Raw genomic sequence first — 15,462 nt, forward strand, 5'->3', positions numbered from 1 at the left:
ATCCTCCCCCGAACGACACCCGCACGAGAGCTCGCATGACCATCGCCTCCATCGACCACTACATCCACGGCCGCGCCGTGGCCAACGAATCCGGCCGCAGCCAGGACGTGACCAACCCCGCCAGCGGCAAGGTCACCGGCAAGGTCGGCCTGGCCGACAAGGCGGCGGTCGACGCCGCCGTGGCATCGGCCCAGGCCGCCTTCCCTGCCTGGGCCGACACGCCACCGATCCGCCGCGCCCGCGTGATGTTCAAGTTCCTGCAGCTGCTCAACGAGCACAAGGACGAACTCGCCCACCTGATCACCGCCGAGCACGGCAAGGTCTTCACCGATGCGCAGGGCGAAGTCAGCCGCGGCATCGACATCGTGGAATTCGCCTGCGGCATTCCGCAGCTGCTCAAGGGCGACTTCACCGACCAGGTGAGCACCGGCATCGACAACTGGACGCTGCGCCAGCCGCTCGGCGTGGTCGCCGGCATCACGCCGTTCAACTTCCCGGTGATGGTGCCGATGTGGATGTTCCCGGTGGCCATCGCCGCGGGCAACACCTTCGTGCTGAAGCCGAGCCCGACCGACCCGAGCGCATCGCTGAAGATGGCCGAACTGTTGAAGCAGGCCGGCCTGCCCGACGGCGTGTTCAACGTGGTGCAGGGCGACAAGGTCGCGGTCGATGCGCTGCTCGAGCACCCCGACGTCAAGGCGGTGAGCTTCGTCGGCTCGACCCCCATCGCCAACTACATCTACGAAACCGGCGCCCGCCACGGCAAGCGCGTGCAGGCCCTGGGCGGCGCGAAGAACCACATGGTCGTGATGCCCGACGCCGACATCGACCAGGCGGTCGACGCGCTGATCGGTGCCGGCTACGGCTCGGCCGGCGAGCGCTGCATGGCGATCTCGGTGGCGGTGCTGGTGGGCGACGTGGCCGACCGTCTGCTGCCCAAGCTGATCGAGCGCACGAAGGCGCTGAAGGTGCTCGACGGCGAGAACCTCGAGGCCGAGATGGGTCCGATCGTCACGCGCGCCGCGCATGAACGCATCACCGGCTACATCGACCAGGGCGAGAAGGAAGGCGCGAAGCTGTTGGTGGACGGCCGGAAGTTCGACGGCGCCAAGGCCGGCACCGGTTGCGACGACGGCTACTGGATGGGCGGCACGCTGTTCGACCACGTCACGCCCGAGATGCGCATCTACAAGGAAGAGATCTTCGGCCCGGTGCTGGGCTGCGTGCGCGTGGCCGACCTCAAGGAAGCGGTGGACCTCATCAACGCCCACGAGTTCGGCAACGGCGTGTCGTGCTTCACCCGCGACGGCAACGTGGCGCGCGAGTTCGGCCGCCGCATCCAGGTCGGCATGGTCGGCATCAACGTGCCGATCCCGGTGCCGATGGCTTGGCATGGCTTCGGCGGCTGGAAGCGCTCGCTGTTCGGCGACATGCACGCGTATGGCGAAGAAGGCGTGCGCTTCTATACGAAGCAGAAGTCAATCATGCAGCGCTGGCCGGAGAGCATCGGCAAGGGGGCTGAGTTCGTGATGCCTACGGCGAAGTAACTCGACCGCTTTCCATGAAAGAACGCCGCGGGCCTTTGCTGGTCCGCGGCGTTTCTCTTTGTTGGCTGCTGTTCGGGGTGGGCTCGAGGGCGACGGGTAGCCCCTTCCGCGAATGTCCCCCGGCCTACGGCCTCCTCCTTGATTTCGCTGCAGGGGCTACCCATCACCCTCGGCCTGGGACACGCTGTGTCGTTTCGCGCGATCAACCTCCGCTGCGTCCAAGGCTCAGGCCGGTGGGGTGTACTGCGCAGTGAGGTTAAGGGGGAGGCCGAAGGCCGGAGGACACGAACGGAGCAGTGCACCCCGCCGGCCTGAGGCTCGCCCTGAAGGACTTCAAGCCGCCACATGCACCCCAGGCCGCAACCCAGCGTTCCACTTGCCCCCGATCGCACGTTCGATCTGCGCCGCCAGTTGCAGCAGCAACCCATCGTTGGCTTGTCGCGCCTGCGCCTGAATACCCAGCGGCAGGCCGTTCTCCTGCGCCGCCAGCGGCAGGGAGATACCGGGCATGCCGCACAGGTTGGCGAGCGGCGTGTAGGCGAAGTTCTTCCACAGGTTGCCGAACCAGTCGTAGACGGACGGGTTGTCGCTGACCGTGAGGTACTCGGTGGTGCCGACCTTGGGCGTGGGCAGCGCGGTCACCGGCGTGAGGATGATGTCCCAGTCCTCGAAGAAGTTGCCGAAGGCGCGCGAGGTGGTGTTGAACACCGCCTGCATCTTCGAGCGCTCGCCGTAGGTGGTGTCGAGGCCTGCTTCCCAGATCTTGATGTTGATCGGCTCCAGCAGATCGGCCGGCGGGCGCTCGTGGCCCAGGCGCGCGATCTGGCCGGCGATGACCTGCGCGAAGTTGCTGATGTAGCAGGTAGTCTGCGCGGCGAAGGCGGTCTGGAAATCGACCTTCGGCAGCGCCCATTCGACATGGTGGCCGAGGCCTTCGAGGAAGCGGCCGACGCGCTCCAGCTCGGCTACGAAATGCGGCACGGCGCGGTAGTCGCCCCATTCGTGCGACAGCGCGATGCGCAGGCGGCCCGGGTCCTTCCGGATCAGTTCGCTGTACGGCTCGGCCGGCGACCAGAAGGGCATGAACTCGCCGGGTGCGCCACCGCGGCACTGGTCGACGAAGGCCGCGGTGTCGCGCACCGTGCGGCTGTGGCAACCCTGGATCGACACCAGGCCCGACAGGTCCGACAGATTTGGCGCCAGCGAGAACACGCCGCGCGAGACCTTCAGGCCGATGTTGCCGTTGGCGCCGGCCGGGATGCGGATGGAGCCGCCGCCGTCGGTGGCATGCGACATCGGCAGCACGCCCGCGGCCACGATGGCGCCGGTGCCGGCCGAGGAGCCGTAGGTGGTGTAGGCCGTGTCCCAGGGGTTGCGCGTGACATACAGCGAGTTTTCTGCGGAGCTGCACACGCCGAACTCGGGCGTGGTGGTGCGCCCCATGATGTTCAGCCCGGCCTGCCGGATCTTGCCGGTGAGGAAGCTGTCCTCGGCCGGGCGATGGCCCTGCATCAGCATCGAGCCGAATTCCTGCAGCCGGCCCTTGAGCGTGGGGCCCAGGTCCTTCATCAGGTACGGGACGCCGGCGAAGGTGCCGCCGGTGTTCGTGCCGTTGCCCACCGGGTCGGCCACGGCGTCGTCGAACACCTCGACCACCGCATCGAGCGGGCCGTTGACCTTGTCGATGGCCGCCTTCGCCTGCGCCGCCAGTTCGGCCGGGCTCACGTCGCCCTTGCGCACCCGGTCGGCCAGTGCCACCGCATCGTGGTCCGCCCATTCGGACCAGCTCATTGCCATCGTCATTTCAGTTTCCGTTTCTCTTCAGTTGTCGAATCAAGGCCAGCCGAATCCCAGCCTGAACAGCATGAGCGTAGCCGCCCCTGCCAGGATCGTTCCGGTCACGTCGTTTCGCCGAGCCAGCCAGTACAGCAATGCCGCGGCCACGGCAAAGAGCCGCGCGTCGCGCCAGTCGGCCAGCAGGTGGCCGTTGCTCAGGAAGACCTCGGGCACGACCATCGCCAGCAGCGCCGCCACCGGCGCATGGCGCAGGCCCTGTCGCAGCCAGCCGGGCAGGTGCGGCTCGCGGTCGGGCAGCAGGAAGAAGCTGCGCGTGAGCACGGTCACCGCCACCAGCGCCAGCACCGCGAGCCAGGCGTACACCCCATGGGCCGCGTGCATCAGCGCAGGTTCCAGTGGCGGTCGGCCCAGAGCCCGGCCACGAAGGCGGTGGCGATGGCCGCGACCACGTTCAGCCCCATCGGCCACGAGGCCGTGGCCAGCGCGACCGACGCGGCGGCCAGCGCCGAACAGCGCACCGCGCGGTCGGTCAGCATCGGCAGCGCCAGCGCGAGCAGCGCCAGCACGCCGACGAAGCGCAGGCCCCAGGCGGTGGGGATGGCGTCGGCCAGGAAGATGCCCGCGAGCGACGCGACATGCCAGGCGGCCCAATTGGTGAGCGCCAGGCCGAGGAAGTAGCCCTGCTGCGCCACGGTCGCGCGGCCGGTCGGCGACGGCACCGGATGCCGCTGCACGAATTGCGCGTACACCGGGTCGCCCGCCAGGTACGACAGCAGCACCCGCTGCGGCCGGCCGTGCCCACCGAAGTAGCGCCGCCAGCTCACGCTGAAGACGACGAAGCGCAGGTTGAGCACGCAGGCGGTCGCGGCGATCACCCACAGCGGCGCACCGGCGGCCATGAGCGGCAGGCAGGCCAGTTGCGACGCACTGGCGAACACCAGCAGCGACATGCCGAGGATCACGCCCAGGCCGACGCCGCTCTTGGCCATGGCCACGCCGGCCACCAGGCCCATCGCCAGGGTGCCCAGCGCCGGGCCCCGGATGTCGCGGCAACCCAGCCTGAACTCGCGGCGCCACGCGGGGTCGTCGAATCGCTGCATCAGGCGCCCGTCGGTACCGGCTGGCCCGCGAGCTCAGCGCGCGGTGCGGCGGCCAGCAGCCGGCGCGTGTAGTCGTTCTCGGGGGCGTTGAACACGCGCCCCGTGGCACCCTGCTCCACGATGCGGCTCTGGCTCATCACGATCACGCGGTCGCACAGCTGCGCCGCGACGCGCAGGTCGTGCGTGATGAAGAGGATGCCCAGGCCAAGGTCGCGCTGGATCTCGCGCAGCAGGTCGAGGATCTGCGCCTGCACCGACACGTCGAGCGCCGATACGGCTTCATCGGCCACCAGCACCTGCGGCTGGCAGGCGATGGCGCGCGCGATGGCCAGGCGCTGGCGCTGGCCGCCGGAGAACTGGTGCGGGTAGCGTTCGAGCGCGGTGCGCGGCAGCTGGATGCGGTCCATCAGCTCTTCGGCGGTGCGGTGTGCATGCAGCTTGTCCATGCCGAAGTTCATCGCGCCCTCGACCATCGAGGAGCCGACGGTGCGGCGCGGGTTCAGCGAACGGTTCGGGTCCTGGAAGACCACCTGCACCCGCGAGCGCAGCGGCCGCAGCCGGCCTTCGGGCAGGGCGTGCACCGGCGCATCGCCCCAGAGGATGCTGCCTTCGCTCGGCTCGATCAGCCGGATCATGCAGCGCGCGAAGGTCGACTTGCCCGAGCCGGACTCGCCCACCACGCCCACCGTCTCGCCGCGGTGCACCGCCACGCTCGCGTCCTGCAGCGCGGTGTTGTGCTTGGTGCGGCCCATCCAGTCGCGCCGCGTGTAGACCTTGCCGACGCCGGTGCCGGTGATCAGCGCCGGGCCACCGGGCAGCGTGCGCGCCGGCGGCGGCGTCATGCCGGGCACGGCGTCGAGCAGCATGCGCGTGTAGGCCTCGCGCGGGTGGTGCAGCACCTGTGCGCAGGCGCCCTGCTCCACCAGCTGGCCGCGGTGCATCACCATCACCTCGTCGGCGATCTCGGCGACCACGCCCATGTCGTGCGTGATGAAGAGCACGGCGCTGCCCTGCTCGGCCTGCAGCTCGGCGATGAGCTTGAGGATCTCGGCCTGCGTGGTCACGTCGAGCGCGGTGGTCGGCTCGTCGCAGATCAAGAGGCGCGGCTTCAGGATGATCGCCATCGCGATCACGATGCGCTGGCGCTGGCCGCCCGAGAGCTGGTGCGGGTAGCTCGCGAAGATGCGCGCCGGATCGGGCAGGCGGACGCGCTCGAAGATCTCGAGGATGCGGGCCTTGCGCTGCGCGGCGTTCCAGTCGGTGTGGGTGCGCAGCAGTTCGTCGACCTGCTCGCCGCAGCTCAGCACCGGGTTCAGCGCGGTCATCGGCTCCTGGAACACCATGCCCATGCCGGTGCCGCGCAGCTGCCGCAGGCGCTTGTCGGAGATGAAGCGCCCCTGATCGACGAGCGTCTCGCCGGCCAGCACCACGTCGCCCGCCGACAGCGTCAGGCCCTTGGCCATCAGCCCCATCACGGTGGTCGCCAGCACCGACTTGCCGGAGCCGGACTCGCCCACGATGCAGAGCGTGCGGCCGGCGTCCAGGCGCAGGTCCAGGTGTTCGATCGCATGCGGGCGGTCCGCGTCCGACGGCAGGCCCACCTGCAGGCCGCGCACTTCGAGGATCGGCGCGCTCGGAGCCACGGGTTCGGTCATCGCATTCATGGGTCGCAGGCTCACACGCGTTTGGAGAATTTGGGGTCGAGCACGTCGCGCAGGCCGTCACCCAGCAGGTTGATCGCCAGCACCGTCGGCACCAGGAAGAGCGCTGGGAACAGCACGTTGCCCGGGCTCTGCGAGAACTGCACCCGGCCCTCGGCCATGATGTTTCCCCAGGTCGGCACGTCCGACGGCAGGCCCAGGCCGAGGAAGCTCAGGATGGCTTCGGTCAGCACGGCCGAGGCGGCGATGAAGGTGCCCTGCACGATCAGCGGCGCCAGCGCGTTCGGCAGGATGTCGCGCCACAGGATGGTGGCGTCCGGCGTGGCGAGCGCACGCGCGGCCTCGACGAAGGGCTCGTCGCGCAGGCTCATCACCAGTGCGCGCACCAGCCGCGTGACGCGCGGCACTTCGGGCACTGCGATCGCGAGGATCACGGTCGGCAGGTTGGCGCCGAGCACCGCCACCAGCGTGATCGCCAGCAGCACGGCCGGGATGGCCATGACGCCGTCCATCACCCGCATCAGCACCGCGTCGACCGCGCGGAAGTAGCCCGCCAGCATGCCGAGCACGCAGCCGAAGGCGATGGCGACGAAGGCGGTGAACAGGCCCACCAGCATCGAGATGCGCGTGCCGTAGAGCACGCGGCTCCACACGTCACGCCCGACGCTGTCGCTGCCCATCCAGAAGGTGTGGGCGATTTGGTTGCCATCGGGCAGCGTGACCTGGCCAGCGGTGCCGGCATCGACCGAGATGAAGCTCGGGTCCATGGCCGACGGATCGAAGGTGCCGAGCCAGGGCGCGCACACGCCCAGCAGCGCCAGCACCACCAGCACGGCGACGCCGCCGCGCACGGCGCTGTTGCGCCAGAGTCTTTGGAGGTTGCTCATGTCAGTCGCGGAATCAGTAGCGAATCCGGGGGTCGAGGAACAGGTAGCTGATGTCCACCAGCAGATTGACGCCGACATAGACCAGCGCGAAGAACAGCACCACGCCCTGCAGCACCGGGAAGTCGCGGTTGAGCACCGCGTCGACCGTGAGCTGGCCCAGGCCCGGGATGGCGTACACCGTCTCGGTGACGACCACGCCGCCGAGCAGCAGCGCGGCGCTCACGCCGATGACCGTGACCACCGGCACCGCGGCGTTGCGCAGCGCGTGGTGCATCAGCACCTGCAGCTCGGTGATGCCCTTGGCGCGCGCGGTGCGGATGAAGTCCTCGGTCAGCGCCTCGCTCACCGCGGCGCGGGTCACGCGCGAGAGCAGCGCGACGTAGGTGATGGCCAGCGTCAGGCAGGGCAGCACCAGCTGGTTGAGCCACGGGCCGACGCCGTCGGCAATGCGCCGGTAGCCCTGCACCGGGAACCACTGCAGCTTCATCGCGAGCAGGTAGATCAGCACGTAGCCGACCACGAACACTGGCACCGAGAAGCCGGCCACCGAGAAGGCCATCACGGCCTTGTCGAGCCAGCCGCCCATGCGCCAGGCCGCCAGCGTGCCCAGCGGCAGCGCGATGAGCACCGCCAGCAGCAGCGTGCCGGCCGCCAGCGACAGCGTGGGCTCCATGCGCTGGCCGATGAGTTCGGTGACCGGCTTGTTCAGGAAGAAGGAGAAGCCCAGGTCGCCGTGCAGCACGCCGTTGCCCCAGATCGCGAACTGCGTCCACAGCGGCTTGGTGAGGCCGAGCTGCACACGGATGCGGTCCAGGTCTTCGCTGGTGGCGCTGTTGCCGCCGATGACGGCGGCCGGGTCGCCGGGCGTGAGCCGCACGATCATGAAGATCGCGATGGCCACGACCAGCAGCACGGGAAGGGTGGCGAGCAGGCGTTTGCCGAGGAAGTTGAGCATGGGACGAGGACTCCGCAACCGGGCGGCGGCCCGCAAGGCCCCCGCGCGTGTCGCTTATTGCTTCTTGATGTTCCAGTACACCTGCGCACCCGCCGGCACCAGGCCGTCGATGTTCTTGCGCACGGCCGCGGGCTGGTTGTACTGGCCGACCGGCACGTGGGTGGCGGTCTCGAAGGCGCGCAGCTGGGCGGCGGTCGCCAGCTTCTTCTTCTCGGCGTCGGTCTTGGCCTGCGTGAACTGGACCTTGATCTCTTCGAGCTTGGCGTCGGTCTGCCAGCCGAACCAGCCCTTGTCGCCGGTGGCGTTCATCATCGCCATGGTGATCGGGTTGAGGATGTCCGACGCGGTCCACGAGGTCATGAAGGCGCTCCAGCCGCCGGCCGAAGGCGCGTCCTTCTTGGCGCGGCGCGCGACCAGCGTCGACCAGTCCATGGCCTGCATGTCGACCTTGAAGCCGGCCTGCTCGAGCTGCTGCTTGGCCACCAGCGGCAGCTTGCCGATGGTGGGGTTGTCGGTCGGGCGCATCAGCACCACCGGCTCGCTCTTGTAGCCGGCTTCGGCCAGCAGCGCCTTGGCCTTGGCCGGGTTGGCGACACCGGTGTACTCGCCGGTCTGTTCCGATTCGAACAGCGTGCCGCAGGGGAACATGCTCTTGCAGTAGCGCGTGAGGCCTGGCGTGCCGACCTGCGTGCGCAGGAAGGCCTCCTGGCCCAGGGCCAGCATCGCGGCGCGGCGCACCTTCTCGTTGTTGAAGGGCGGCTGCAGGAAGTTGAAGCGCAGGATGAACTGGTTGCCGGCCGGCTGGGCGTCGACCAGCTTGATGTCGGGGTTGGTACGCAGCGTGGCGTACTGCTCGAACGCGGGCTGCTCCAGGATGTCGGCCTCGCCGTTGAGCAGCGCGTTCATCTGCGTCTGCGCGTCGCGGATGATGAGCCACTCGACGCGGTCCACATACACGTTCTTGCCGCCGGCCGTGCCCGAGGGCGCCTCGGCGCGCGGCTTGTAGCGCGTGTTCTTGGTGAACACCACGCGCTCGCCCGGGCGGAACTCGTCGGCCTTGAACACGTACGGGCCGGAGCCGATCGACTCCTTGATCTGCGTGTCGCCCGAGGTCTCGGCGATGCGCTTGGGCATGATGAACGGCACGTTCGACGACGGCTTGCCCAGCGCCTCGAGCACCAGGCCGAAGGGCTCCTTCAGCACGATCACGAAGGTCTTGGCGTCGGGCGTCTCGTAGCGCTCGGTGTTCTTGGCCAGCTGGGCGCCGAAGGTGTCGCGGCTGGCCCAGCGCTTGATGGAGGCGACCACGTCTTCGCCGGTGACCGGCTTGCCATCGTGGAACTCCAGGCCGTCGCGCAGCGTGAAGGTCCAGGTCTTGTTGTCGGCCGACACCTTCCACTTGTCGACCATCTGCGGCTTGATGTGGCCTTCGAGGTCGGTCGCAAACAGGGTGTCGTAGACCATGTAGCCGAAGTTGCGCGTGACGTAGGCCGTGGTCCAGATCGGGTCGAGCACGGTGATGTTGCTGCTCGGGATGATCTTGAGGGTGCTGGTCTGCGCCATGGCCGGGGCCATGACCGCGCCCGCGAGCAAGGCGGTGGCGGCCCACTTCGTGACACGGCGCGACAGGAAACCGGTGGGGCCGACGGGCCCGGGAGAGCGTTGCTGCATGGACGTTGGGGTATTCAGGTTGATGAGCGCAGCCTGCCCATCAGGGCCGGCGTGCTGCGGATTGAAAATCCAAACGCCCCGAACGCATATATACAGTTTGGTTTTCTGTTGTAGAACAGTTCTGGCACGATCACCCGATTGGGGCCGCGCCCCGCACACAAACCGTGCATCGACATCCCATGATCGCCATCGACCCCACGCTTGCGACCCCCCTGGTGCGCCAGGTCTACGACGCCCTCCTGCGCGACATCTCGTCGAGCGCGATGAAGCCGGGCGACAGGCTGCCCTCGGTCCGCGGGCTGGCGGCAGCCTGCGGCGTGAGCACCATGACGGTGACCAACGCCTACCAGCGCCTGGTGGCCGAAGGCCATGTCGAAGCGCGCAGCGCCAGCGGCTATTACGTCGCGGCGGCCGAGCGCTCGGGCACGCGGCGCAAGCCCTTCGCCGGCCGCACCTCGGTCGATTCGCTGTGGCTGCTCAAGCATGTGTACGAGGACGACCGCAGCCTGCTGAACGCCGGCTGCGGCTGGGTGCCGCCCGAGCTGCTGCACACCGAGGGCGTGCGACGCGCGCTGGCCGCGCTGTCGCGCAAGTCGGCCGCGGGCTTGGCCAACTACGGCAACCCGTACGGCTACCTGCCGCTGCGCCAGCAGATCCAGGTGCTGCTGGCGCAGAAGGGCATCGAAGCGCCGCCGCACCAGATCGTGCTGACGCACGGCGCGTCGCAGGCGCTCATCCTCGCGGCGCGCTGCCTGCTGCAGCCCCACGACGTGGTGCTGGTCGACGAGCCCAGCTCGACCAACCTGTTCGCCATGCTGCGCTCGCTCGACCTGAAGCTCGTGGGCATCGAGCGCACCACGCAGGGCCCCGACCTCGAAGCCCTGCGCACGCTCGCGCAGCGGCACCGGGCCAAGGCCTTCTTCACCACCGCCAACCTGCACAACCCCACCGGCAGCCAGTGCAGCCCGGCCGTCGCTTACCAGCTGCTGCGGCTGGCGGAGCAGCTGGATTTCCACATCGTCGACAACGACACGATGTCGGGCCTGGAGCCGCCGGGCGCCACCTCGCTGGCCAGCCTCGACCGCCTGCAGCGCGTGATCCACATCGGCAGCTTCTCGAAGACGGTGTCACCCAGCCTGCGCGTGGGCTTCGTCGCGTGCAGCGAGGAGTTCGCGGAGAAGCTCATCCTGCACAAGATGGTCAACAGCCTCACCACCTCGGAGCTCAACGAGAAGCTGCTGCACGGCGTGCTGGCCGAGGGCCGTTTCCGCACGCACCTGACGCGCCTGGCCGAGCAGCTGCGCGCGGCGCAGGAGAAGGTCTGCGACGGGTTGGAGGCGGCCGGCATGCAGCTCTTCCTGCGGCCCGCGGGCGGGCCCTTCTTGTGGGCGCGCTTCGAGCGCGACGACGTCGACATGCGCGCGCTCGCGCAGCGCGCCATCGCCGAGGGCTTCCTGCTGGCGCCGGGCGACCTGTTCCGCACCGACCTGCGCCCGACGCCGTGGCTGCGCTTCAACGTGGGCTATGCCGACGATGCGCGGCTCTATCGCTACCTGGCGGCGGAAGGCGGGCGCTCGCGCCTCAAGCGGAGCGCCGCACGCTGAGGCTCACGCCGCCTCGTGCGCCGCCACCAGGCATTCCTGGAACAGCTGCGCCGCACGCGACGGCGCCGGCGAACGCCGCAGCACGCTGACGAAGCGGCAGGCATAGCGGAAGCGTTTCGGCGCCACCGCCTGCATCAGCCCCTCCTGCTCGAAACCCTTGGCGTAGTGGTCGGGCAGGAAGCCCAGGTACTGGCCGGACAGCACCAGCATCGCGATCGCCTCCTGGTCGAAGCCGGTGGCCTTGCGCACCAGCCGCGCGCGATGGCTGAGCTCCATGTTGGGCGAGTGGAAGCCCAGGCCGGCGAAGGCATGGGCGCGCAGCCTCTCCCACGTCAGGCCGGCATGCGCCGCGCCGAACAGCGGGTGGCGCGCACCGCAGTACAGCAGCATCGTCTCGCCGAACAGGTCGGCGTAGGCCAGCGTCTTCGAGCTGCGGTGCGCCGGGATGATGCCGACCTGGAAGGCGCCATCGATCACGCCGCGCTCGATGGCGTTGATCGAGCCGACGTGGATGTTCAGCCGCACCTCGGGCGCCCGCGTGGCGAAGCGCGCGATGGCATCGCCCACGTGCGCCTGCGGGTTGCTCGCCGTCTTGTCGAACACCGCCACGTCGAGCTGCCCGCCCATGCGGTGGTGGATGTCGTCGATGCTGCTGCGGAAGGCCTCGACCGAGGCCAGCAGGCGCAGCGTCTCGTCGTAGACGCGCTGGCCCTCGGGCGTGAGCGCGAAGCCGGCCCGCCCGCGCCGGCACAGCACCAGGCCCATGCGCGTCTCCAGGTCCTTGACGTGGCGGCTCACGGTGGAGGTGCCGATGTTGAGTTCCAGCTCGGCCGCCGCCATGCCGCCGCATTCGACGACGCTCTTGAACACCTTGAGCAGGCGCAGATCCATGTCGCTCAGCTGGCCGAGCAGGGCGCGTGATTTCTCGGAGGACTTCGGAGGTTGCTTTACTTGCATGGACGCTCAAGTGAACTTCGATATTGCGCCATTTTCAGGAATAAGCGCGCGACGAACAATCCGGCGAGCCGATTCATCCCTTCCACCCAACGCCCGCCGCCATGACCACCCTCACCGCCCCGACCCCGCCCGCCGCCTCCCGCACCGACGCCGCCTGGCTCGACGCGCACTGGATGCCCTTCACCGGCAACCGCAACTTCAAGGCCGACCCGCGCATGGTGGTAGAGGCCAAGGGTGCCTACTTCACCGACGACACCGGCCGCAAGGTGTTCGACGGGCTGTCGGGCCTGTGGTGCACCGGCCTCGGCCACGGCCGCCCGGAAATCACCGAAGCGGTGAGCCGCCAGGTCGCCAAGCTCGACTACGCGCCGGCCTTCCAGTTCGGTCACCCGGCCTCCTTCGAGCTGGCCAACAAGCTCAAGGAACTCACGCCCGCCGGGCTCGACCACGTCTTCTTCACCGGCTCGGGCTCCGAGGCCGCCGATACCTCGCTGAAGATGGCCCGCGCCTACTGGCGCGCCAAAGGCCAAGCCAGCAAGACCCGGCTGATCGGCCGTGAGAAGGGCTACCACGGCGTGAACTTCGGCGGCATTTCGGTGGGCGGCATCGGCGGCAACCGCAAGCTGTTCGGCCAGGCCGTGGAAGCCGACCACCTGCCGCACACCGTGCTGCCCGGCAACACCTTCGTGCGCGGCATGCCGACCGAGGGCGCGCACCTGGCCGACCGCCTGCTCGACCTGATCGCGCTGCACGACGCCTCGAACATCGCCGCCGTCATCGTCGAACCGATGTCCGGCTCGGCCGGCGTGATCGTGCCGCCCGCGGGCTACCTGCAGCGCCTGCGCGACATCTGCACCGCCAACAACATCCTGCTGATCTTCGACGAGGTCATCACCGGTTTCGGCCGCATGGGCGCAATGACCGGCGCCGATGCCTTCGGCGTGACGCCGGACATCATGAACGTCGCCAAGCAGGTGACCAACGGCGCGCAGCCGCTGGGCGCCGTGATCGCCAGCAAGGAGATCTACGACACCTTCATGGCGGCCGGCGGCCCGGACTACATGGTCGAATTCCCGCACGGCTACACCTACTCGGCCCACCCGGTGGCGTGCGCCGCCGGCCTCGCGGCGCTCGACGTGCTGACCCGCGAGGACATGGTCGGCCGCGTGCGCACGCTGGCGCCGCATTTCGAGAACGCGGTGCACAGCCTCAAGGGCAGCCAACACGTCGTCGACATCCGCAACTTCGGCCTGGCCGCGGGCATCACGCTGGCGCCGGTGCCCGGCGAACCCGCCAAGCGCCCGTACGAAGTGGCCATGGCGTGCTGGAAGAAGGGCTTCTACGTGCGCTACGGCGGCGACACGATCCAGCTCGCTCCGCCCTTCATCACCGAGAAGGCGGAAATCGACCGGCTGATCAACGCCGTCGGTGACGCGCTCGCCGAGGTCGCCTGAACGACCCGTGACGTAAGCATCGCGCCAGCGATTGCCCCCTAAACTGCAAAGCCCGAGGCCCGGATACACCGGCCCGGGCTTTCCTTGTTTTGGAGACAACGCGTGAGCGACACCACATTCGACTACATCGTCATCGGCGGCGGCACGGCCGGCGCGCTGATGTGCAACCGACTCTCGGCGGACAAGCGCAAGCGCGTGCTGCTGATCGAGGCGGGCCGCCGCGACGATTACCACTGGATCCACATCCCGGTCGGCTACCTCTACTGCATCGGCAACCCGCGCACCGACTGGCTCTACAGCACCGAGCCCGACCCGGGCCTCAACGGCCGCACGCTGCGCTACCCGCGCGGCAAGACGCTCGGCGGCAGCTCCAGCATCAACGGGATGATCTACATGCGCGGCCAGTCGCGCGACTACGACCAGTGGGCGCAGCTCACCGGCGACGATGCGTGGAAATGGGACAACGTGCTGCCTGCCTTCAAGCAGCACGAGGACCACTACCTCGGCGCCGACGAGATGCACGGCGCGGGCGGCGAATGGCGGGTGGAGAAGCAGCGCCTGCGCTGGGACATCCTCGACGCCTTCGCACAGGCCGCGCAGGAAGCCGGCATCCCGCACTCCACTGACTTCAACCGCGGCAGCAACGAAGGCGTGGGCTACTTCCAGGTCAACCAGAAGAATGGCTGGCGCTGGAACACGGCCAAGGCCTTTCTGCGGCCGACCTGCTACGGCCGGCCGAACTTCGAGATGTGGACCGGCGCGCAGGTCACGAAGCTGATCGTCGAGACGCAGCCCGACGGCACGCAACGCTGCACCGGCGCGCAGGTGTGGGACGGCCAGGAGATGGTGACGGCGCACGCCACCGACGAGGTGCTGCTGTGCGGCGGCAGCATCGGTTCGCCGCAGATGCTGCAGCTCTCGGGCATCGGCCCGGCCGACCTGCTGCGGGAGCGCGGCATCGACGTGGTGGCCGACCTGCCCGGCGTGGGCGCGAACCTGCAGGACCACCTGCAGATCCGCGCCGTGTTCAAGATCGACGGCGCGCCGACGCTCAACGTGCTGGCGTCGTCGATGATGGGCAAGGCGAAGATCGGCCTCGAGTACCTGATGAAGCGCAGCGGACCGATGAGCATGGCGCCGTCGCAGCTGGGCGCCTTCACGCGCAGTTCGCCCGACCACGAATGGCCGAACCTCGAGTACCACGTGCAGCCGCTGTCGCTCGACGCCTTCGGCGACCCGCTGCACGCCTTCCCGGCCTTCACCGCGAGCGTGTGCAACCTGAACCCGACCAGCCGCGGCTCGGTGCGCATCAAGAGCGCGCGCTTCGAGGACGCACCGGCGATCGCGCCCAACTACCTGAGCACCGACGAGGACCGCAAGGTCGCGGCCGATTCGCTGCGCGTGACCCGCCGCATCGCTGCGCAGCCGGCGCTATCGAAGTACAAGCCGATCGAATGGAAGCCGGGGCCGCAGTACGAGAGCGACGACGACTTGGCACGCCTCGCTGGCGACATCGCGACCACGATCTTTCATCCGGTAGGCACCACTAAGATGGGTGCGGATGGCGACCCAATGGCGGTGCTGGATTCGCGCTTGCGGGTGCGGGACGGGCGCGGGGGTTTGATCGCCGGCCTGCGCGTCGTCGATGCGGGGGCGATGCCGACGATCACGAGCGGGAACACGAACAGTCCGACCTTGATGATGGCGGAGAAGGCTGCGGGGTGGGTTTTGGGGCGGTAGTCGCTTGCACTGGGCGCTATGGAGAGCGCCCGGCAGGCGGTGCGGGCCGATCGACCCCGGTGCGCCGGCCGCTTCGCGGCTGCCCTGCG

At 68.9% G+C, this 15,462-nt stretch carries 12 protein-coding genes; 4 read left to right on the top strand and 8 right to left on the bottom strand.

Annotated features, from left to right (window positions below; translation table 11 throughout):
* Positions 1-35 precede the first annotated feature (35 nt).
* Entirely contained in the window at positions 36-1,547 is a 1,512-nt protein-coding gene (locus tag QTH86_RS15590) for a CoA-acylating methylmalonate-semialdehyde dehydrogenase (protein ID WP_286647111.1), read from the top strand.
* Positions 1,548-1,880: 333 nt separating this feature from the next.
* Here QTH86_RS15590 and QTH86_RS15595 read toward each other — a convergent pair whose 3' ends face one another.
* Genes QTH86_RS15595 through QTH86_RS15625 form a run of 7 tightly spaced genes read right to left on the bottom strand, consistent with a single transcriptional unit; the run spans position 1,881 to position 9,618 of the window.
* The gene (locus QTH86_RS15595; RefSeq protein WP_286647112.1) at positions 1,881-3,338 is read right to left on the bottom strand and encodes an amidase; all 1,458 of its coding nucleotides are present in this window, start codon (positions 3,336-3,338) and stop codon (positions 1,881-1,883) included.
* A gap of 42 nt (positions 3,339-3,380) precedes the next feature.
* Complete coding sequence (locus QTH86_RS15600) at positions 3,381-3,725, bottom strand: AzlD domain-containing protein (protein WP_286647113.1); 345 nt, start codon at positions 3,723-3,725, stop codon at positions 3,381-3,383.
* Positions 3,725-4,444 carry an AzlC family ABC transporter permease gene (locus QTH86_RS15605; RefSeq protein ID WP_286647114.1) on the bottom strand — a complete coding sequence of 240 codons (720 nt, stop codon included), beginning with the start codon at positions 4,442-4,444 and terminating at the stop codon, positions 3,725-3,727. The genes QTH86_RS15600 and QTH86_RS15605 overlap by 1 nt, the downstream gene beginning before the upstream one ends.
* A complete protein-coding gene (locus tag QTH86_RS15610; protein WP_286647115.1) occupies positions 4,444-6,108 on the bottom strand; it encodes a dipeptide ABC transporter ATP-binding protein in 1,665 nt (554 codons plus the stop codon). The genes QTH86_RS15605 and QTH86_RS15610 overlap by 1 nt, the downstream gene beginning before the upstream one ends.
* An 11-nt stretch (positions 6,109-6,119) precedes the next feature.
* Positions 6,120-6,992, bottom strand: a complete 873-nt coding sequence (locus QTH86_RS15615) for an ABC transporter permease (protein ID WP_286647116.1) — start codon at positions 6,990-6,992, stop codon at positions 6,120-6,122.
* A 13-nt stretch (positions 6,993-7,005) separates the two neighbouring features.
* The gene (locus QTH86_RS15620; protein WP_262075730.1) at positions 7,006-7,947 is read right to left on the bottom strand and encodes an ABC transporter permease; all 942 of its coding nucleotides are present in this window, start codon (positions 7,945-7,947) and stop codon (positions 7,006-7,008) included.
* A 54-nt stretch (positions 7,948-8,001) separates the two neighbouring features.
* Positions 8,002-9,618, bottom strand: coding sequence for an ABC transporter substrate-binding protein (locus QTH86_RS15625; protein ID WP_286647117.1), 1,617 nt, complete (start codon positions 9,616-9,618; stop codon positions 8,002-8,004).
* A 179-nt stretch (positions 9,619-9,797) separates the two neighbouring features.
* Here QTH86_RS15625 and QTH86_RS15630 point away from each other — a divergent pair, with 179 nt between their 5' ends.
* A complete protein-coding gene (locus tag QTH86_RS15630) occupies positions 9,798-11,222 on the top strand; it encodes an aminotransferase-like domain-containing protein (RefSeq protein ID WP_286647118.1) in 1,425 nt (474 codons plus the stop codon).
* 3 nt (positions 11,223-11,225) lie between these two features.
* On the opposite strand, the gene QTH86_RS15635 is transcribed toward QTH86_RS15630, so the two are convergent.
* Positions 11,226-12,179, bottom strand: coding sequence for a LysR family transcriptional regulator (locus QTH86_RS15635; protein ID WP_286647119.1), 954 nt, complete (start codon positions 12,177-12,179; stop codon positions 11,226-11,228).
* 101 nt (positions 12,180-12,280) lie between these two features.
* On the opposite strand from QTH86_RS15635, the gene aptA reads away from it, so the two are divergent.
* Together aptA and QTH86_RS15645 are read left to right on the top strand one after the other, a co-directional pair.
* A complete protein-coding gene (gene aptA, locus QTH86_RS15640) occupies positions 12,281-13,633 on the top strand; it encodes an omega-aminotransferase AptA (RefSeq protein WP_286647120.1) in 1,353 nt (450 codons plus the stop codon).
* 102 nt (positions 13,634-13,735) lie between these two features.
* On the top strand, positions 13,736-15,373 hold the full coding sequence (locus QTH86_RS15645) for a GMC family oxidoreductase (RefSeq protein WP_286647121.1): 1,638 nt from the start codon (positions 13,736-13,738) through the stop codon (positions 15,371-15,373).
* Positions 15,374-15,462 lie beyond the last annotated feature (89 nt).

Source organism: Variovorax sp. J2L1-78 (assembly GCF_030317205.1).
In the GTDB taxonomy this organism is placed as follows: Bacteria; Pseudomonadota; Gammaproteobacteria; order Burkholderiales; family Burkholderiaceae_C; genus Variovorax; species Variovorax arabinosiphilus.

Coding starts and splice junctions, on each gene's coding strand:
- QTH86_RS15590 (WP_286647111.1), top strand. CDS start 36: ATGACCATCGCCTCCATCGACCACTACATCCACGGCCGCGCCGTGGCC.
- QTH86_RS15595 (WP_286647112.1), bottom strand. CDS start 3,338: ATGAGCTGGTCCGAATGGGCGGACCACGATGCGGTGGCACTGGCCGAC.
- QTH86_RS15600 (WP_286647113.1), bottom strand. CDS start 3,725: ATGCACGCGGCCCATGGGGTGTACGCCTGGCTCGCGGTGCTGGCGCTG.
- QTH86_RS15605 (WP_286647114.1), bottom strand. CDS start 4,444: ATGCAGCGATTCGACGACCCCGCGTGGCGCCGCGAGTTCAGGCTGGGT.
- QTH86_RS15610 (WP_286647115.1), bottom strand. CDS start 6,108: ATGAATGCGATGACCGAACCCGTGGCTCCGAGCGCGCCGATCCTCGAA.
- QTH86_RS15615 (WP_286647116.1), bottom strand. CDS start 6,992: ATGAGCAACCTCCAAAGACTCTGGCGCAACAGCGCCGTGCGCGGCGGC.
- QTH86_RS15620 (WP_262075730.1), bottom strand. CDS start 7,947: ATGCTCAACTTCCTCGGCAAACGCCTGCTCGCCACCCTTCCCGTGCTG.
- QTH86_RS15625 (WP_286647117.1), bottom strand. CDS start 9,618: ATGCAGCAACGCTCTCCCGGGCCCGTCGGCCCCACCGGTTTCCTGTCG.
- QTH86_RS15630 (WP_286647118.1), top strand. CDS start 9,798: ATGATCGCCATCGACCCCACGCTTGCGACCCCCCTGGTGCGCCAGGTC.
- QTH86_RS15635 (WP_286647119.1), bottom strand. CDS start 12,179: ATGCAAGTAAAGCAACCTCCGAAGTCCTCCGAGAAATCACGCGCCCTG.
- aptA (WP_286647120.1), top strand. CDS start 12,281: ATGACCACCCTCACCGCCCCGACCCCGCCCGCCGCCTCCCGCACCGAC.